This window comes from Pseudomonas sp. KH_021 (assembly GCF_057838865.1).
On the sequence record NZ_CM174477.1, the window covers coordinates 373,759 to 392,932 of the forward strand.

General features: G+C 59.1%; 15 protein-coding genes and 2 pseudogenes. 12 read left to right on the forward strand and 5 right to left on the reverse strand.

Annotation, left to right across the window (positions count from 1 at the left end):
• Window positions 1-64: 64 nt before the first annotated feature.
• A complete protein-coding gene (gene gbcA, locus AC3IX4_RS01745) occupies window positions 65-1,357 on the reverse strand; it encodes a glycine-betaine demethylase subunit GbcA (protein ID WP_489258975.1) in 1,293 nt (430 codons plus the stop codon).
• 284 nt (window positions 1,358-1,641) lie between these two features.
• Here gbcA and gbcB point away from each other — a divergent pair, with 284 nt between their 5' ends.
• The 3 genes from gbcB to AC3IX4_RS01760 all read left to right on the forward strand — a co-directional run bounded on the left by gbcB (window position 1,642) and on the right by AC3IX4_RS01760 (window position 3,429).
• Window positions 1,642-2,742, forward strand: coding sequence for a glycine-betaine demethylase subunit GbcB (gbcB, locus tag AC3IX4_RS01750; RefSeq protein ID WP_489258976.1), 1,101 nt, complete (start codon window positions 1,642-1,644; stop codon window positions 2,740-2,742).
• A gap of 157 nt (window positions 2,743-2,899) precedes the next feature.
• Entirely contained in the window at window positions 2,900-3,130 is a 231-nt protein-coding gene (locus AC3IX4_RS01755) for a hypothetical protein (protein WP_489258977.1), read from the forward strand.
• Window positions 3,127-3,429 carry a cell division protein ZapA gene (locus tag AC3IX4_RS01760; RefSeq protein ID WP_489258978.1) on the forward strand — a complete coding sequence of 101 codons (303 nt, stop codon included), beginning with the start codon at window positions 3,127-3,129 and terminating at the stop codon, window positions 3,427-3,429. The genes AC3IX4_RS01755 and AC3IX4_RS01760 overlap by 4 nt, the downstream gene beginning before the upstream one ends.
• A gap of 1,210 nt (window positions 3,430-4,639) precedes the next feature.
• Here the strand turns inward: AC3IX4_RS01760 and AC3IX4_RS01765 are convergent.
• On the reverse strand, window positions 4,640-5,710 hold the full coding sequence (locus tag AC3IX4_RS01765; protein ID WP_489258979.1) for an IS630 family transposase: 1,071 nt from the start codon (window positions 5,708-5,710) through the stop codon (window positions 4,640-4,642).
• Between the two features lie 405 nt (window positions 5,711-6,115).
• Window positions 6,116-7,156 (reverse strand): threonine aldolase family protein, encoded by a 1,041-nt coding sequence (locus AC3IX4_RS01770; RefSeq protein WP_489258980.1) that lies wholly within the window; start codon window positions 7,154-7,156, stop codon window positions 6,116-6,118.
• A gap of 229 nt (window positions 7,157-7,385) precedes the next feature.
• Here AC3IX4_RS01770 and glyA point away from each other — a divergent pair, with 229 nt between their 5' ends.
• The 9 genes and pseudogenes from glyA to AC3IX4_RS01815 all read left to right on the forward strand — a co-directional run.
• The gene (gene glyA / locus AC3IX4_RS01775; RefSeq protein ID WP_489258981.1) at window positions 7,386-8,639 is read left to right on the forward strand and encodes a serine hydroxymethyltransferase; all 1,254 of its coding nucleotides are present in this window, start codon (window positions 7,386-7,388) and stop codon (window positions 8,637-8,639) included.
• Between the two features lie 21 nt (window positions 8,640-8,660).
• Window positions 8,661-9,911, forward strand: a complete 1,251-nt coding sequence (locus AC3IX4_RS01780) for a sarcosine oxidase subunit beta family protein (RefSeq protein WP_489258982.1) — start codon at window positions 8,661-8,663, stop codon at window positions 9,909-9,911.
• A gap of 15 nt (window positions 9,912-9,926) precedes the next feature.
• Window positions 9,927-10,256, forward strand: coding sequence for a sarcosine oxidase subunit delta (locus AC3IX4_RS01785; RefSeq protein WP_489258983.1), 330 nt, complete (start codon window positions 9,927-9,929; stop codon window positions 10,254-10,256).
• Window positions 10,253-13,270: a sarcosine oxidase subunit alpha gene (locus tag AC3IX4_RS01790; RefSeq protein WP_489258984.1), complete on the forward strand. Its 3,018-nt coding sequence runs from the start codon at window positions 10,253-10,255 to the stop codon at window positions 13,268-13,270. Before AC3IX4_RS01785 ends, AC3IX4_RS01790 begins: the two co-directional genes overlap by 4 nt.
• A 92-nt stretch (window positions 13,271-13,362) precedes the next feature.
• Window positions 13,363-13,995, forward strand: coding sequence for a sarcosine oxidase subunit gamma (locus AC3IX4_RS01795; protein ID WP_489258985.1), 633 nt, complete (start codon window positions 13,363-13,365; stop codon window positions 13,993-13,995).
• Window positions 13,996-14,117: 122 nt separating this feature from the next.
• Window positions 14,118-14,975 (forward strand): formyltetrahydrofolate deformylase, encoded by an 858-nt coding sequence (gene purU, locus AC3IX4_RS01800; RefSeq protein WP_489258986.1) that lies wholly within the window; start codon window positions 14,118-14,120, stop codon window positions 14,973-14,975.
• Window positions 14,976-15,214: 239 nt separating this feature from the next.
• Window positions 15,215-15,484 (forward strand): annotated as a pseudogene (locus tag AC3IX4_RS01805) (alcohol dehydrogenase catalytic domain-containing protein); the annotation flags it as partial.
• A 73-nt stretch (window positions 15,485-15,557) separates the two neighbouring features.
• Window positions 15,558-16,625 (forward strand): IS630 family transposase, encoded by a 1,068-nt coding sequence (locus AC3IX4_RS01810; protein WP_489256978.1) that lies wholly within the window; start codon window positions 15,558-15,560, stop codon window positions 16,623-16,625.
• 23 nt (window positions 16,626-16,648) lie between these two features.
• A pseudogene (locus AC3IX4_RS01815) lies at window positions 16,649-17,587 on the forward strand (alcohol dehydrogenase catalytic domain-containing protein); the annotation flags it as partial.
• Between the two features lie 38 nt (window positions 17,588-17,625).
• Here the strand turns inward: AC3IX4_RS01815 and AC3IX4_RS01820 are convergent.
• Both AC3IX4_RS01820 and AC3IX4_RS01825 read right to left on the reverse strand, forming a co-directional pair.
• The gene (locus tag AC3IX4_RS01820; protein WP_489258987.1) at window positions 17,626-18,273 is read right to left on the reverse strand and encodes an RHS repeat-associated core domain-containing protein; all 648 of its coding nucleotides are present in this window, start codon (window positions 18,271-18,273) and stop codon (window positions 17,626-17,628) included.
• 162 nt (window positions 18,274-18,435) lie between these two features.
• Window positions 18,436-19,167, reverse strand: coding sequence for an RHS repeat-associated core domain-containing protein (locus AC3IX4_RS01825; protein WP_489258988.1), 732 nt, complete (start codon window positions 19,165-19,167; stop codon window positions 18,436-18,438).
• Between the last annotated feature and the right edge of the window lie 7 nt (window positions 19,168-19,174).

The window sequence follows — 19,174 nt, forward strand, 5'->3', positions numbered from 1 at the left end:
ACCCCGTAATTATGGGGTGGGGGTGTAGGAGCTGGGCTTGCCCGCGATAAGTTCGCCGCGAACTTTACTGAGCCGCCACGCCCTTTAAATACGGCGCCGGCGCAGCCCCCAGGTTGTTCAACATCCGCTCGCTGTACCAATCAATAAAGTTCACCACGCCAAACTCATACGTCTTGGAGTAAGGCCCCGGCTGGTAAGCCGTGGAGTTGATCCCGCGCTGGTTCTCTTCCGCCAGCCGGCGATCCTGGTCGTTGGTGGCGTCCCACACCTGGCGCATGCGCTGTACGTCGTAATCCACGCCTTCAACCGCATCCTTGTGGACCAGCCACTTGGTGGTGACCATGGTTTCCTGGGCGCTGATTGGCCACACGGTAAACACGATGATGTGATCGCCCATGCAGTGGTTCCACGAGTGCGGCAGGTGCAGGATGCGCATCGAGCCCAGTTCCGGGTTCTTGATGCGGCCCATCAGCTTCTGGCAGCCCTGCTTGCCGTCCAGAGTCATGGACACGGTGCCCTTGAGCAGTGGCATGCGCACAATGCGGTTACGCAGGCCGAAGCTGGCGTGGGCATACGGGATTTTCTCGGCGTCCCAGGCGGCAGCAGAGGCGGCCACATGGTCCTTGAAGGCCTGGTCGGCACGTGGGTCGGTGACGTCGTCCCACTCCAGCAAAGTTTTCAACAGTTCAGGGTGCGCGCCGCCGCAGTGATAGCACTCTCGGTTGTTTTCCAGTACCAGCTTCCAGTTGGCCTTTTCCATCAAGGTGGTTTGCACCGCCACCTTGGTGTTCTCCATGTCGTAGGGCTCCATGTAGTGGTTCAACGTGGAGAGGAAGTCGTCGATGGCGGGTGGGTTCTCGGCCAGGCTGATGAAGATGTAGCCGCCTGAGGTTTTCACGTGGACGGGCTTCAAGCCGTACTGCTTCATGTCGAAGTCGGCACCCATTTCGGTGCCCGCGAACAACAGGCGACCGTCCAGCTCGTAGGTCCACTGGTGGTAGTGGCAGACCAGCTTGGCGACCTTGCCCTTGTCCGAGGTACACAGGCGCGAACCCCGGTGGCGGCAGACGTTGTGGAAGGCATGCACCTGGCCTTCGGCGCCACGGATCACGATGATCGGGTTGTTGCCGATCTGCAGGGTGATGAAGTTGCCTTTGGCCGGGATCTCGCAGGTCATGCCAGCGATCAGCCATTCCTTCTGGAAAATTTCCTGCATGTCGATCTGGAACAGGCGCTCGTCGCTGTAGAACGGCTGCGGCAGAGAGAAGGTGCGCTCGCGGCTCTGCAGCATTTCGGCGGTGGCCTTGCGTGCAGGTTCCAGTGGATCGCCCAGGCTCAAGGTTGCGGTGACGTCCATCGTTGTGGTCCTCATGGCCATGCAGTGTGGCCGGCAAAAGTGGCTGATCGGTTGGGGCAACGCAAGGCAAAAAAACAGTGGTTCAGTTGCGATGAAGTGTGCGTTTGTGCGGGCCGAGAACCTTACCTATGGGCGACATGGTCGAATCAGTTCCCGACGTGCAAGCCCTTATTCCAAGCGGCTGGTCGCGATAAGCACGTCAATGTCGCGAATAGGAAAGTGATCGTCGCGCACCTTGAGCAGAATCGCCAGCATGAGGCCGGCAGTCGGCCGTGGAGATGAGCATGTCGAACAGCTTTCTGAATCCGGTGACCACCCAGACCTGGGCCAATGGCCGACACATCGTGCGTTGCGTCAAAGTGATCCAGGAAACCTGGGATGTGCGCACCTTCTGCTTTATGGCTGACCAGCCGATCATGTTCTTTTTCAAGCCCGGCCAGTTCGTGACCCTGGAGCTTGAGATCGAAGGTGTACCGATCATGCGCTCATACACCATCTCAAGCTCGCCGTCGGTGCCGTACAGCTTTTCGGTGACGATCAAACGGGTGCCAGGCGGCAAGGTGTCGAACTGGCTGCACGACAACCTGCAAGAAGGCCATGAGCTGCCGGTGCATGGCCCGGTGGGCCTGTTCAACGCCATCGATTTCCCGGCCAACAAGGTGCTGTACTTGAGCGGCGGCGTCGGTATCACGCCAGTGATGTCCATGGCCCGCTGGTTCTACGACACCAACGGCAACGTCGACATGGTGTTTGTGCACAGCGCGCGCTCGCCCAAGGACATCATCTATCGCCGCGAATTGGAGCACATGACCTCGCGGATCGAGAACTTCAACCTGCATATTATTTGCGAGAAGTACGGCCATGGTGACCCGTGGGCCGGGTATCGCGGTTATCTGAACCACCGCCTGATGGAACTGATCGCGCCCGATTTCATGGAGCGCGAGATCTTCTGCTGCGGCCCGACCCCCTACATGACAGCGGTCAAGCGCCTGCTGGAAAACGCCGGCTTCGACATGAGCCGCTACCATGAGGAGTCGTTTGGGGCGACGCCGGCCGAGGTCAAGGCTGACGCCCTGGAGCACGCCGAGCAAGCGGCAGAAGCACCCGAGGTCGACATCGCCGACCAGCATCAGGTGGAGTTCACCGCCACCGGTAAGAGCATCCGTATTGCCCCGGGCGAAACCGTGCATGCCGCCGCCGCCAAACTGGGTCTGATGATCCCCAAGGCCTGCGGCATGGGCATTTGCGGCACTTGCAAGGTGATGAAGCTGGGCGGTGAGGTGGAGATGGACCACAACGGCGGGATTACTGATGATGATGTGGCTGAGGGCTATATCCTCTCGTGCTGCAGTGTGCCGAAGAGCGATGTACGCATCGAATATTGAAGGATCCAGTAAGGTAACTGACGAACAATGGGAACCGACCGCCATTACCGGGGTCAATCGGCACTCATGAAAACTGCGTCTGCTGGCTCGGAATCAGTGGCTAGCCGACCCAGTTTTCTTTATCGTGAGCGCCCCCTGGAACTGCCGAGAAATCATTATGTTGGAAACATCCCTCAGCCAATTGGAACAACTGGTCAGCGAACTGGTAGAAAAAAACAGCGCCCTGGCTTCCACCAACGCCCAACTGAGCGCTGAGCTGGCTCAGGCCAAGGACGAGAACGAAACCCTGCAACTGAGCCTGCTGGAGCAGGAAGAGAAGCAGTCGGCGACCGTTTCGCGCATCCAGGCGCTGGTTGATCGTGCAAGTGCTGGTACCGTAAGCGCATGACGGCGGCGACAGAATCGGTCAAGGTCGTCTCGATTCTGGGTAACGACTATTCGATCAAGGCCCCGGCAGGCGAAGAGCAAACCCTGCTCGATGCCACCTCGATGCTCAAGGTCGCTCTGGCCGAAACCAAGCGTAAATACCCGAGCCTGATCGGTGACAAACTGTTGGTGCTGGCAGCGCTGAACCTGTGTTCCAAGCAGATCGAACTGCAACAGCAACATCGCAAGGATCTCGACCGTTACCAAGAGCAAGTCAACGCCACGGTCGACGTCATTTCGCGGACCATCGCGAAAAACTGAGCCACAAGGCTTGCGCTTCTGCCCCTGCCGAATGCGTGCCCACGGATTGAATGCAATCTGTGGGCAGGTTTTTGTGTGCCCTACGTGTTGCTTAAAAGCATTTGCATTGAAAGGGCAAGCAAGACGCTGCCCATCAACCACTGTTGAACTAAGCCATAGTTTGGCCTGCGTAGCATAAAATCAGCCACCTTGCTGGCCGTGACCACTATTGTTGCATTAACCGTGATACTGATAAGTATCTGAATACTTCCAAGCGTCAGGGATTCGGTAATGAGGCTCGCTTATTCTATCGTTTTAACAATTGCCGTTGACGTGTGAATTTTTAGTCGAGTAACAAGGTTATTGCTACCCCTCTGATGTAGGATTGATTCGCCAAAACTTGAAGGGGTTGGACTGTATATCGGTCGGACAAGCGGCGCGGGTTCACCCTGAGAATGAGGGGAGGAAGGCCGTATCAAGGCCTCCAGGCGCTTGCCTTGGGTTTTGCGCTGTTGCGTAAATCGAGCGCCGCCCGCGCGGCGCATCGCGGCTAAAGCCGGCTCCTACATTGGTTGCAACGTGCCATGGCCTGTGGGATCGGCGTTGTTAGCCTTGGTGGTTCGGCTTTGGATTTTTTTGGTTTCGGTGGCTTTTGCGCGTGGCTGGCAACGCCACTCTCACAGGCCATGGCACGTTGCAACCAATGTGGGAGCCGGCTTTAGCCGGCGATGCGCCGCGCGGGCGGCGCTCGATCTCAAGAACAAAGAAAAAAGCCAAGGCAGGCACCTCGTGGGGCTCATGGGATCTGTTGACAGGCCCCTAGAGGTTTCCCTTGAGAATGGACGGGCGGAAGGCCGTATCAAGGCCTCCAGGCGCTTGCCTTGGGTTTTGCGCTGTTGCGTAAATCGAGCGCCGCCCGCGCGGCGCATTCGCCGGCTAAAGCCGGCTCCCACATTGGTTGCAACGTGCCATGGCCTGCGGGATCGGCGTTGTTAGCCTTGGGGGTTCGGCTTTTGATTTTTGTGGGCTCGGTGGAGATTGCGCGTGGCTGGCAACTCCAATCTCACAGGCCATGGCACGTTGCAACCAATGTGGGAGCCGGCTTTAGCCGGCGATGCGCCGCGCGGGCGGCGCTCGATCTCAAGAACAAAGAAAAAGCCAAGGCAGGCACCTCGTGGGGCTCATGCGATCTGTTGACAGGCCCCTAGTGTGCTGTCTTCGAATTAACTTACTAACATTGGGCCGCTTCAAGCACCTCACGCGCCCGTTGGATTTTGTTCAGAATCTCCTCTCCCTTTGCGTTCCAAACGTACCGGGTCGGCTGGGCATTGCGTAATGCCATGAACGTTGTAATGGAACTTTCCAGTTCGCGCACAGAGGCGAAGCTACCGTCGCGCAGATACATCGTGATGTCTCTGAAAAACCGTTCAACCATGTTCATCCATGAACTGGAGGTCGGTGTGAAATGCATATGGAAGCGCGGATGCTTCGCCAGCCAGGCCTTCACGGCGGCGTGCTTGTGCGTCGCGTAGTTATCGACGATCAGATGCAGCTGGAGGTGCTTGGGGGTCTGCTTATTGATTTTCTTGAGGAAAGCCAACCATTCCTGATGACGGTGTTGACGCTCGATGCTGCTGATCAGTTTGCCCTGTATGTAGTCCAGCGCTGCGAACAACGTAACCGTGCCGTGGCGCGTGTAATCATGGGATTTTGTCTGGATGTGCCCGATGCCCAAAGGCAATCCGGGCTGCGTTCGCTCCAGGGCCTGAACCTGGCTTTTTTCATCGCAACACAGCACTAACGCCTTGTCTGGCGGGGCCAGGTAAAGGCCGATGACATCCCAGAATTTTTCCTCGAACCGCGGATCGTTGGACAGCTTGAACGTGCGGGTCAGGTGAGGCTTCAAATCATTGGCGGCCCATAATTTATGAACGGTGCTTGAGGAAATACCCGCGGCCCGCGCCATGCTCCGACAACTCCAGCGAGGCTCACCGATTCGGGGCTGAGTGACTTGTTCCAACACGCGGCGGACAGTCTCGGCAGGCAACGACGATTTGCGTCCGCGTCCCGGCTTGTCAACGAGTCCGTCCAGTCGCAATACCTGAAAACGCTTGCACCAGTCGGTAATCGTTGGGCAAGAAAAGCCGGTTAGCCGTGCGATGTTTTCTCGGGTTTCACCCTGCGCCGCCAGCAAGATAATGCGTGCTCGGCGGCCTTCTCTTTGAGGGATGGTGGCAGAGCGAACACGCCGTTTCAGCTCGGCTGTTTCTTCGAGACTAAGCGTGATATCCAGAGCGCTCACTGAAAACTCTCCAAAGGAGGAATGACGCCTGAAGTGTAGTCGAAACGCTCAACAAATTATTTCGCGGACAGTACACTAGAGGTTTCACCCTGAGAATGAAGGGAGGAAGGCCTTATCAAGGCCTCCAGGCGCTTGCCTTGGATTTTGCGCTGTTGCCCAAATCGCGCGCCGCCCGCGCGGCGCATCGCCGGCTAAAGCCGGCTCCCACATTGGTTGCAACGTGCCATGGCCTGCAGGATCGGCGTTGTTAGCCTTGGTGGTTCGGCTTTGGATTTTTTTTGGTTTCGGTGGCTTCTGGGTATTGCGCGTGGCTGGCAACGCCAATCTCACAGGCCATGGCACGTTGCAACCAATGCGGGCTCGCCGGAGTGCCGGACCACCGCGAATGGCTACACCGCCAACCTATCAGCCCGCCATCGCCGCCCGGATGTCCGCCGCCAATTCCCGCACGCGGGCTTCTTCGGTGTCCCACGAGCACATAAACCGCGCACCGCCGCTGCCGATGAAGGTGTAGAAGCGCCAGCCCTTGACGCGCAACACCTCTAGCGCCTCTTCCGACATTTGCAGGAACACGCCGTTGGCTTCCACCGGGAACATCAGTTCAACGCCAGGAATGTCCGCGACCAGTTGACTCAGTAACTGCGCGCAGTGGTTGGCGTGGTTGGCATGCTTGAGCCAGGCCTGGCTTTCCAGCAGCCCGACCCACGGCGCCGATAGAAAGCGCATCTTGGACGCCAGTTGCCCGGCCTGTTTGCAGCGGTAGTCGAAATCCACCGCCAGGTCGCGGTTGAAGAACAGGATCGCCTCGCCCACGGCCATGCCGTTCTTGGTGCCGCCAAAGCACAGCACATCGACACCGGCCTTCCAGGTCAGGTCGGCCGGTGAGCAGCCGAGGAATGCGCAAGCGTTGGCGAAGCGGGCGCCGTCCATGTGCAGGTTCAGGCCCAACTCCTTGCAGGTGGCGCTGATCGCCTTGATCTCTTCGGGGCGGTAGACGCTGCCGACCTCAGTGGCTTGGGTGAGGGTCACCACGCGGGGCTTGGGGTAGTGGATGTCCTGGCGCTTGAGGGCGATTTCGCGGATCGAAGCCGGGGTCAGCTTGCCGGCTTCGGTGCGGGCGGTGAGCAGTTTGGAGCCGTTGGAGAAGAATTCTGGCGCGCCGCATTCGTCGGTTTCGACGTGGGCGGTCTCTGAGCAGATCACGCTGTGGTAACTCTGGCACAGGGACGACAAGGCCAGTGAGTTGGCCGCCGTGCCGTTGAAGGCAAAAAACACTTCGCAGTTGGTTTCGAACAAGGCGCGGAAGGCGTCCGCGGCACGCACCGTCCACTGGTCGTCGCCATAGGCGCGTTCATGGCCGTGGTTGGCTTGAGCCATGGCGGCCCAGGCCTCGGGGCAGATCCCGGAATAGTTGTCGCTGGCAAACTGCTGGCTTTGTTCTGGCATGGCCGTGGTCCTGTGATCGGTGATGGTGGGCACTGTAAACCATGCTTTAACGGCGCGCCTATCAGGCTATTTGCCTGGCGTGTAGCGAGGTCGCTACAGGCATGTCGTAATCGCACCTTTGTGTGGCGCGTGTAGGCATTCCGAGCGGCTTTGCTGGCCATACCATCGCAACCAATGAGGCACAACCCGTTCGGTCGGTGCCCACTGATCCGCTGCCAGGAGAGATGCGATGTTTAGCAAGCAAGACCAGATCCAGGGTTACGACGATGCACTGTTGGCTGCGATCAACGCCGAAGAGCAGCGCCAGGAAGATCACATCGAGCTGATCGCCTCGGAAAACTACACCTCCAAGCGCGTCATGCAGGCCCAGGGCAGCGGCCTGACCAACAAATACGCCGAAGGGTATCCGGGCAAGCGCTACTACGGTGGCTGCGAGCATGTGGATAAAGTCGAGCAACTGGCCATCGACCGCGCCAAGCAGCTGTTCGGTGCCGACTACGCCAACGTGCAGCCGCACTCGGGCAGCCAGGCCAACGCAGCGGTCTACCTGGCGCTGCTGCAAGCCGGCGACACCGTGCTGGGCATGAGCCTGGCCCACGGCGGCCACCTGACCCACGGCGCCAAGGTGAGCTTCTCTGGCAAGCTGTACAACGCTGTGCAGTACGGCATCAACACCGACACCGGCCTGATCGACTACGACGAAGTCGAGCGCCTGGCGGTCGAGCACCAGCCGAAAATGATCATCGCGGGCTTCTCTGCCTACTCCAAGACCCTGGACTTCCCACGCTTTCGTGAAATCGCCGACAAGGTCGGTGCCTACCTGTTCGTCGACATGGCCCACGTGGCCGGGCTGGTTGCGGCGGGCCTGTACCCGAACCCGCTGCCCTACGCCGACGTGGTCACCACCACCACCCACAAGACCCTGCGCGGTCCGCGTGGCGGCTTGATCCTGGCGCGTGCCAACGAAACGCTGGAAAAGAAACTCAACGCCGCGGTATTCCCAGGCGGGCAGGGCGGCCCCTTGATGCACGTGATTGCCGCCAAGGCTGTGTGCTTCAAGGAAGCACTGGAGCCTGGATTCAAGACTTACCAGCAGCAGGTGATCGACAACGCCCAGGCCATGGCCGGCGTGTTTATCGAACGCGGCTATGATGTGGTGTCCGGTGGTACTGATAACCACCTGTTCCTGGTCAGCCTGATCCGTCAGGGCTTGACCGGCAAAGACGCTGACGCGGCCCTGGGCCGTGCGCATATCACTGTGAACAAAAACGCCGTGCCGAACGACCCGCAATCGCCCTTCGTGACCTCGGGCCTGCGCATCGGTACCCCGGCTGTCACCAGCCGTGGCTTCAAAGTGGCTCAATGCACTGCGCTGGCCGGCTGGATTTGCGACGTGCTCGACAACCTCGGCGACGCCGATGTCGAAGCGGACGTTGCCCAGAATGTAGCCGCCTTGTGCGCTGACTTCCCTGTTTACCGCTGAGTGGGTTCAGGAGTAATGACTATGCAACGCTACTCTGGCTTCGGCCTCTTCAAACACTCGCTCAGCCACCACGAAAACTGGCAGCGCATGTGGCGCACGCCGACCCCTAAAAAGGTTTACGACGTGGTCATCGTCGGCGGTGGCGGGCACGGTCTGGCGACCGCCTACTACCTGGCCAAAGTACACGGGATTACCAACGTAGCCGTGGTCGAGAAGGGTTGGCTGGGCGGCGGCAACACCGCCCGCAACACCACCATCGTGCGCTCCAACTACCTGTGGGACGAGTCGGCGCACCTGTATGAACACGCCATGAAACTCTGGGAAGGGCTGTCCCAGGACATCAACTACAACGTGATGTTCTCCCAGCGTGGCGTCTACAACCTGTGCCACACCCTGCAAGACATGCGTGACTCCGAGCGCCGGGTATCGGCCAACCGCCTCAACGGTGTGGACGGTGAACTGCTCAATACCCAGCAGGTGATGGACGAGATCCCGTACCTGGACTGCTCCAAGAACACCCGCTACCCGATCCTTGGCGCCACCGTGCAACGGCGCGGCGGCGTGGCCCGTCACGACGCCGTGGCCTGGGGCTTTGCCCGTGCCGCCGATGCCTTGGGTGTGGACCTGATCCAGCAAACCGAAGTGATCGGTTTCCGTAAGGAAAACGGCGCAGTGATCGGGGTTGAAACCAACAAGGGCTTTATCGGCGCCAAGCGCGTCGGCGTGGTCACCGCCGGTAACTCCGGGCACATGGCCAAGCTTGCGGGCTTTCGCCTGCCGATCGAATCGCACCCGCTGCAAGCGCTGGTGTCCGAGCCGATCAAGCCGATTATCGACAGCGTGATCATGTCCAACGCCGTACACGGCTACATCAGCCAATCCGACAAGGGCGACCTGGTGATCGGTGCCGGTATCGACGGCTGGGTCGGCTACGGCCAGCGCGGTTCGTACCCGGTCATCGAGCACACCCTGCAGGCCATCGTGGAAATGTTCCCGGTGCTGTCGCGGGTGCGCATGAACCGCCAGTGGGGCGGCATCGTCGACACCACGCCAGACGCCTGCCCGATCATCTCCAAGACGCCTGTGGCGAACATGTTCTTCAACTGCGGTTGGGGCACCGGTGGCTTCAAGGCCACACCGGGTTCGGGCAACGTCTTTGCTGCAAGCCTGGCCAAGGGCGAAATGCACCCGCTGGCCGCACCGTTTTCCATCGACCGTTTCTACAACGGCGCCCTGATCGACGAACACGGCGCTGCCGCTGTCGCCCACTAACAGGAGAAATTCATCATGTTGCACATCTTCTGTCCCCATTGCGGCGAGCTGCGCTCCGAAGAAGAGTTCCATTCCTCAGGCCAGGCGCACATCCCGCGCCCGCTGGACCCCGGTGCCTGCACCGACGAGGAGTGGGGCACGTACATGTTCTTTCGCGATAACCCCCGTGGCCTGCACCACGAGCTGTGGATTCACGCCGCCGGTTGCCGCCAGTACTTCAACGCCACCCGTGACACCGTTACCTATGAAATTCTCGAAACCTATCCGATTGGCGCCAAGCCACAAGTGACAGGCAAGAGCACAAGCCCGCAAGTGGTTGTCAGTGGTCAGGGGGAAAAGGTATGAGCCAAGTCAATCGCCTGTCCAACGGTGGTCGTATCGACCGCAGCCAGGTCTTGAATTTCACCTTCAACGGCGCGCGTTATCAAGGCTATGCCGGTGACACCCTGGCCGCCGCACTGCTGGCCAACGGCGTCGACATCATTGGCCGCAGTTTCAAGTATTCGCGTCCTCGCGGCATCGTCGCGGCCGGCGCGGAAGAGCCGAACGCGGTGCTGCAGATCGGTGCGACCGAAGCGACTCAAGTCCCGAACGTGCGCGCCACTCAACAGGCCCTGTATGCGGGCCTGGTGGCGACCAGCACCAACGGCTGGCCGAACGTGAACAATGACGTGATGGGGATTCTCGGCAAGGTCGGCGGCAAGCTGATGCCGCCGGGTTTCTACTACAAGACGTTCATGTACCCGCAGTCGTTCTGGATGACTTACGAGAAGTACATCCGCAAAGCTGCCGGCCTTGGCCGTTCGCCGCTGGAAAACGACCCGGACACCTACGACTACATGAACCAGCACTGTGACGTGCTGGTGGTGGGCGCAGGCCCTGCTGGCCTGGCGGCGGCTCTGGCCGCGGCGCGCAGCGGTGCCCGCGTGATCCTGGCCGACGAGCAGGAAGAGTTCGGCGGCAGCCTGCTCGACAGTCGCGAAACCCTGGACGGCAAGCCTGCCGCCGAATGGGTCGCCAAGGTGATCGAAGAGCTCAAGGGCTACTCCGACGTGACCTTGCTGCCGCGCTCGACCGTGAATGGCTACCACGACCACAACTTCCTGACCATTCACCAGCGCCTGACCGACCACCTGGGCGACCGCGCCCCGCTGGGCCAGGTTCGCCAGCGCATGCACCGCGTGCGTGCCAAGCGTGTGGTGCTGGCCACCGGCAGCCACGAGCGTCCGCTGGTGTACGGCAACAATGACGTGCCGGGCAACATGCTGGCCGGCGCCGTATCCACCTACGTTCGCCGCTACGGCGTGGCGCCGGGCAAGAAGCTGGTGCTGTCGACCAACAACGATTACGCCTACCGCGTGGCGCTGGATTTCCATGACGCCGGCCTGCAAGTGGTGGCCGTGGCTGATGCACGCCATAACCCACGTGGCGCCTTGGTTGAAGAAGCACGCGCCAAGGGCATTCGCATCCTCACCTCCAGTGCCGTGATCGAATCCCGTGGCAGCAAACACGTGACGGCTGCCCGCGTCGCCGCCATCGATGTGCGCGCCCATAAAGTCACCAGCCCCGGCGAGTGGCTGGAATGCGATCTGGTGGGCAGCTCCGGTGGCTACAGCCCGGTGGTCCACTTGGCTTCGCACTTGGGCGGCAAGCCGATCTGGCGTGAAGACATCCTCGGTTTCGTACCGGGCGAAGCACCACAAAAGCGCGTTTGCGTGGGCGGTATCAACGGCGTTTATCCGCTGGCCGATGCCTTGGCCGATGGGTTTGAAGGCGGTGCTCGCGCTGCCAGCGAAGCCGGTTTCAAGGCCGTCGAGGGTGTAGTACCCAAGGCGACAGTGCGTAAGGAAGAGCCGACCGTTGCGCTGTTCCAGGTGCCCCACGAAAAGAACACTGCTCGGGCGCCCAAGCAGTTCGTCGACCAGCAGAACGACGTAACCGCCGCCGCTATCGAGTTGGCAACCCGTGAAGGCTTCGAATCGGTCGAGCACGTCAAGCGCTACACCGCACTGGGCTTCGGTACCGACCAAGGCAAGCTGGGCAACGTCAATGGCCTGGCCATTGCGGCGAAATCCATGGGCATCACCATCCCCGAGATGGGCACCACCATGTTCCGCCCCAACTACACGCCGGTGACCTTCGGTGCAATCGCCGGTCGCCACTGCGGCCACCTGATGGAGCCCGTGCGCTTTACCGCCCTGCATGCCTGGCACGTGAAAAACGGTGCCGAGTTCGAAGACGTCGGCCAGTGGAAGCGCCCTTGGTACTTCCCGAAAACCGGTGAAGACCTGCACGCCGCCGTGGCCCGTGAATGCAAGGCTGTGCGCGATAGCGTAGGCCTGCTCGATGCCTCGACCCTGGGCAAGATCGACATCCAGGGCCCGGATGCACGCGAGTTCCTCAACCGCATCTACACCAACGCCTGGACCAAGCTGGATGTGGGCAAGGCCCGTTACGGCCTGATGTGCAAGGAAGACGGCATGGTCTTCGACGACGGTGTGACGGCGTGCCTGGCCGACAACCATTTCGTCATGACCACCACCACCGGCGGCGCGGCCCGTGTACTGCAATGGCTGGAGATCTACCAGCAGACCGAATGGCCGGACCTTAAGGTGTACTTCACCTCGGTCACCGACCACTGGGCCACCCTGACGTTGTCCGGTCCCAACAGCCGCAAGCTGCTGGCCGAAGTCACCGACATCGACCTGGACAAGGACGCCTTCCCGTTCATGACCTGGAAGGAAGGCAACGTGGCCGGTGTGCCGGCCCGTGTGTTCCGTATCTCGTTCACCGGCGAGCTGTCGTATGAGGTCAACGTGCAGGCCGACTACGCCATGGGCGTACTGGAGAAAATCGCCGAGGCCGGCAAGCAGTACAACCTGACCCCGTACGGCACCGAAACCATGCACGTGCTGCGGGCCGAGAAGGGCTTCATCATCGTCGGCCAGGACACCGACGGCTCGATGACCCCGGACGACCTGAACATGGGCTGGTGTGTGGGCCGTACCAAACCGTTCTCCTGGATCGGCTGGCGTGGCATGAACCGCGAAGACTGCGTGCGCGACAACCGCAAGCAGTTGGTCGGCCTTAAGCCGGTCGAAGCCAACAAGGTCTTGCCTGAAGGCGCGCAACTGGTGTTCGACACTCGCCAGGCCATCCCGATGAACATGGTCGGCCACGTCACCTCCAGCTACATGAGTTCGACGATGGGCCACTCCTTTGCACTGGCAGTGGTCAAGGGCGGTCTCAAGCGAATGGGTGAGCGGGTCTTCGCACCCTTGGCAGACGGCACCATGATCGAGGCAGAAATCTGCTCGTCGGTGTTCTTCGATCCCAAGGGCGACCGCCAGAACATCTAAAAGCCAAAAGCTTCGCTGGCAAGCCAGCTCCCACAGGTAGGAGCAGAGCTTGCTCGCGATGGCCACGACACAAATCCCAAGACAGGTGTCCCATGACAGCAGTCAACGTATACGAACAACGCCCAAGCAACGGCGCCAAAGCCGAGTCCCCCCTGCACCACGCAGACCTGGCCAGCCTCGTCGGCAAAGGCCGCAAAAACGCAGGCGTCACCCTGCGCGAGAAAAAACTCCTCGGCCACCTCACCCTGCGCGGTGATGGCAAGGACCCAGCCTTCGCCGCAGGCGTCTCCAAGGCCCTGGGCCTTGAGCTGCCGGTGGCCCTGACCGTGGTCGCCAACAAAGCTATGTCGCTGCAATGGCTCGGCCCGGATGAATGGCTGCTGATCCTGCCGGCCGGCCAGGAAGTGGCGGTCGAGCAGAAACTGCGCGCTGCCCTGGGCGACCTGCACATCCAGATCGTCAACGTCAGCGGTGGCCAGAGTCTGCTCGAACTGAGCGGCCCGAACGTGCGTGACGTGCTGATGAAGTCCACCAGCTACGACGTGCACCCTAACAACTTCCCGGTCGGCAAGGCCGTGGGCACCGTGTTCGCCAAATCGCAACTGGTGATCCGCCGCACCGGCGATGAAACCTGGGAACTGCTGATCCGCCGCAGCTTCGCGGACTACTGGTGGTTGTGGCTGCAGGATGCCTCCGCAGAATACGGCCTGAGCATCCAGGCCTAATCACCCACCACCCCTGTAGGAGCCAGGCTTGCCTGCGATGGCGTCACCACGGTGTCACATGGAAAACCGTGGTGATGCCATCGCGAGCAAGCTCTGCTCCTACAGTTGTAAGGAGTTTCACCATGAGCCGTGCCCCGGATACCTGGATTCTTACCGCTGACTGCCCCAGCGTGCTTGGCACCGTCGACGCGGTGACCCGCTACCTGTTCGAGCACAGCTGCTACGTCACCGAACACCACTCGTTCGATGATCGGGTGTCTGGGCGCTTCTTCATTCGCGTGGAGTTTCGCCAGCCCCAGGAATTTGATGAACGCAGCTTCCGCGCAGGCCTGGCCGAGCGCGCCGAAGCCTTTGGCATGCTGTTCGAACTGACGCCGCCCAAATACCGTCCGAAAGTGGTGATCATGGTCTCCAAGGCCGATCATTGCCTGAACGACTTGCTGTATCGCCAGCGCATCGGCCAGTTGTCGATGGACGTGGTCGCGGTGATTTCCAATCACCCGGATCTGGAGCCTTTGGCGCGCTGGCACGAGATTCCCTATTACCACTTCCCCCTCGACCCACACGACAAACCGGCGCAGGAGCGCAAGGTGTTGCAGGTGATCGAAGAGAAGGGGGCGGAGCTGGTGATCCTTGCCCGCTACATGCAAGTGCTGTCGCCGGAGCTGTGCCGCCGGCTTGATGGCTGGGCAATCAACATCCACCACTCGCTGCTGCCGGGTTTCAAGGGCGCCAAGCCCTATCACCAGGCCTACAACAAAGGCGTGAAGCTGGTGGGTGCGACAGCCCATTACATCAACAACGACCTGGACGAAGGCCCGATCATCGCCCAAGGCGTGGAAGCGGTGGACCACAGCCACTACGCCGAAGACCTGATCGCCCGGGGCCGCGACATCGAATGCCTGACCCTGGCCCGGGCCGTGGGCTACCACATCGAACGGCGCGTGTTCATCAACGCCAACCGCACCGTGGTGCTCTAAGAATTGCTCAATCCGTTGTAGGAGCGGCGGGGGCGCCTAGCCTTTAGCCGCGATGGCCTGCGCAGCAGGCCCGACGTAGGGGGCCGCTGCGCGCCCCATCGCGGCTAAAGCCGGCTCCTACAGCGAAATTTGCAGGATTTTGGATCAACGCAAGAAAACCAGCTTCCAGAGCAACCGGCGTTACGCCGATTCGGCGAACGCCTTACACCGCTACAACAACAATTCAGCGAGGTAAAAGCATGTCTGGCAATCGTGGTGTGGTGTATCTCGGCGCGGGCAAGGTCGAGGTGCGGAACATTGACTATCCGAAAATGCAGGACCCGCGTGGCAAGAAGATCGAGCACGGTGTGATTCTCAAAGTGATTTCCACCAACATCTGTGGCTCGGACCAACACATGGTGCGCGGCCGCACCACCGCTCAAGTCGGCCTGGTGCTGGGCCACGAGATCACCGGTGAAGTGATCGAAAAAGGCAGTGACGTCGAAAACCTCAAGATCGGCGACCTAGTGTGCTGTCTGCGAAATAGCTTTTCTAATTTTTCACCTACACTTCAGGTGTCATTTCCCCCTTGGAGAGCTTCAGGTGAGCGCACTGGACATTACGCTTAGCTCCGAAGAAAAGGCCGAACTGAACCGGCGCGTTCGCTCCGCCACCATTCCCCAGCGTGAAGGTCGTAGAGCACGCATTGTGCTGCTTGCAGCACAGGGCGAAACGCGGGAAGAGATTGCACGACTGACTGGGTTTTCTCTCCCGACAGTCACCAACTGGTGCCAACGCTTTCAGTTGCTCCGGCTCGACGGATTGATTGATAAACCAGGTCGTGGACGCAAGTCGTCGCTGCCTGCCGATACTGTCCGCCGCGTCTTGGAGCAGGTCACGAAACCTCGCATTGGCGAGTCGCGATGGAGCTGCAGGAGTATGGCGAGAGCGGTCGGGATTTCTTCGAGTACGGTCCATAAGTTATGGGCTGCCAATGACTTGAAGCCTCATCTGACTCGCACCTTCAAGCTCTCAAACGATCCGCAGTTCGAACAGAAATTCTGGGATGTTATCGGCCTTTACCTGGCCCCGCCGGACAAGGCATTGGTGCTGTGTTGCGACGAAAAAAGCCAGGTGCAGGCCTTGGAACGCACGCAGCCTGGGTTGCCTCTGGGCATCGGCCACATCCAGACGAAATCACATGATTACACCCGCCACGGCACGGTTACATTATTCGCTGCGCTGGATTATCTGCAGGGAAAATTGATCAGCAGCATCGAACGTCAACACCGTCATCAAGAGTGGTTGTCCTTCCTCAAGAAGATCAACAAGCAGACCCCCAAGAATCTCCAGCTTCACCTGATCGTCGATAACTATGCGACGCACAAGCACGCCGCCGTGAAAACCTGGCTGGCGAAGCACCCGCGTTTCCATATGCACTTCACACCGACGTCCAGCTCTTGGATGAACATGGTCGAACGATTTTTCCGAGACATCACGGTGTATCTACGAGACGGTAGCTTTGCCTCGGTGCGCGAGTTGGAATCCTCGATAACAACGTTCATGGCACTAAGAAATGCTCAGCCGACCCGGTACGTTTGGAACGCGAAAGGCGAGGAGATTTTGAGCAAAATCCAACGAGCTCGCGAGGCACTTGAGGTCGTACCATAGGGATAAATTATTTCGAAGACAGCACACTAGTGTCTGTCCCGTTCAACGTCGCTTGCGGCCGTTGCCGCAGCTGTAAGGAACAACACACCGGCGTTTGCCTCACCGTCAACCCGGCCCGTGCCGGTGGCGCCTACGGCTACGTCGACATGGGCGACTGGACCGGTGGCCAGGCCGAATACGTGCTGGTGCCCTACGCCGATTTCAACCTGCTGAAACTGCCGGATCGCGACAAGGCCATGGAGAAAATCCGCGACCTGACCTGCCTCTCCGACATCTTGCCTACCGGCTACCACGGTGCCGTGACCGCAGGCGTTGGCCCAGGCAGCTCGGTGTACATCGCCGGCGCTGGCCCCGTTGGTTTGGCCGCCGCGGCCTCGGCCCGCCTGCTGGGCGCGGCAGTGGTCATCATCGGTGACGTCAACCCCGTCCGGTTGGTTCACGCCAAGGCCCAGGGCTTTGAAGTCGTCGACCTGTCCAAGGACACTCCGCTGCACGAACAGATCGCTGCCCTATTGGGCGAACCTGAAGTGGACTGCGCCGTCGACGCCGTCGGCTTCGAAGCCCGCGGCCACGGCCATGCAGGTGCCCAACACGAAGCACCCGCCACCGTACTCAACTCCCTGATGGGCGTGGTCCGCGTGGCGGGCAAAATCGGCATCCCCGGCCTGTACGTCACCGAAGACCCAGGCGCGGTCGATGCCGCCGCCAAGATCGGCAGCCTGAGCATCCGCTTTGGGCTGGGCTGGGCCAAATCCCACAGCTTCCACACCGGCCAGACCCCGGTCATGAAATACAACCGCGCGCTGATGCAGGCCATCATGTGGGACCGCATCAACATCGCCGAGGTGGTGGGCGTGCAGGTGATTAGCCTGGATCAGGCGCCGGAGGGGTATGGCGAGTTTGATGCGGGCGTGCCGAAGAAGTTTGTGATTGATCCGCATAAGACGTTTAGTGCAGCCTGATTAAAGCTGTCTGCAGCCCCTTTGTGAATGCGTTTTTATTAGGGGGCTGCATTCATGCCCATGGCAGTTCTTAGTTTTAATATTTTTTCATACGTCTCTTGGATGTCCTCTTGTTTTCGGTGCTTGGGCTTTTTCAGGTATTGATTCTTGATATCCACAAGGTCCAGCTCGTAGGTGTGCAGCTTGCTTAACACGCTTATTTCCTTGAATGAGAAATGGGTCTTTCGAGGAGGAAAGTAGTAAAGGTTGCTCTTATAATCATCGGCGTTAAAAAATGTGTAGAGAGATGAGCCTCTTTTTCTGTGCCCGCTTGCTTCAAATAGCCGTGTCAGTGGATTGCCTTTCAAGAGAGCAATAAAGCTTTGCCCGGAGGGATCAATATGATTGATCGGATCGCCTGCGCAATAGCCATACGCATTGATACCCCCTTGGTCGAACGGGCTCAGTGAGTCAGGGCTTCGAAAACGCATCAGTACGGTACTGAGTGCGCGATGGCCATTGCCCAGTAGATAAAGACCGGTCAACGCTTCTTCTTTTTGACCACTAAACCCCAAGTAGTTATCGTGGCGTTCGCGAGTGGAAATGTATCCATAGGGCGTGTAGCTTTTAGACTTTAATGGGGGTTTTAATACAGAGGATTGCAAGTTGGTGCGCAGTAATTCTGTGTGGCTTTTAATTGTTTTCATCGGGTTCATCCTTGAATTGCCGGACTGTTAGTTTTCCTCCTTAATGGGATGAGTGGCTACTAGCAAAATAGATAGGATGCGGCCTGGCACTTAACGCTCAAAAAAATCAGGAGCAAACGTTCCTGATTTTGATTTCTGGCAAATACAAACGCATGGACTACTTTATTCGGGTGGGTAGTGGTAGCGCTGTACCTCTCCGCTAAATCTGATTGACTTCACTTTTTTGGCAGCAGTACGGTCGGTGAGTTGTGCATTGCTTTTGGCAATGATGCTGTCTTGTAGCAGAAGTCTATTGACGTATTTGTCCTCCTCGGGAGACATGCCTTTCTCCATTCGGCGCACAGTTTTTATGGCCGCATCTATTTCATTTGAACTAAGCGCGTCGCCATAGATTTCAAAGTCGATTTTTTGCTGGTCTAACTCCAGCTCTTCATACTTTGCGAATGCTGTCTTTTCTCGTAGTTTAATGATATCTGGGTTGTTGTCCTCTGATATTAATGCATTGTTGAATGTGTTTTTACGAGTTGTCTTGCCCTCTGTTGTTTGACTCATCAATCTTTTGGGAATGATTGATTTAAACGTGAGGCCAGAAGGGTCTGTGTTGTTGATGGGGTCTGAACCGCAATAACCATAAGCACTCAGGCCGCCTTTTCCGAAAGGGCTGGTTTTATCAGGGCTGTTAAATCTCATCAGTAGCGGATTGTATGATCGATAACCGTTACCCAAAAGGTAATGCCTTGTACCCAGGTTACAGGGTTGGCCATTGAAACCCAGCAGGCTTTGCCGCCCGGTCCTGTCAGGATGAAAACCATAGGGCGTATAGACGAACGGGTCGATAGTCTCCGCTCGTAGATAAAGCGGTGAGCTTGACCTGTCAGTAGCAAAAAGAGCCATGTGGTTT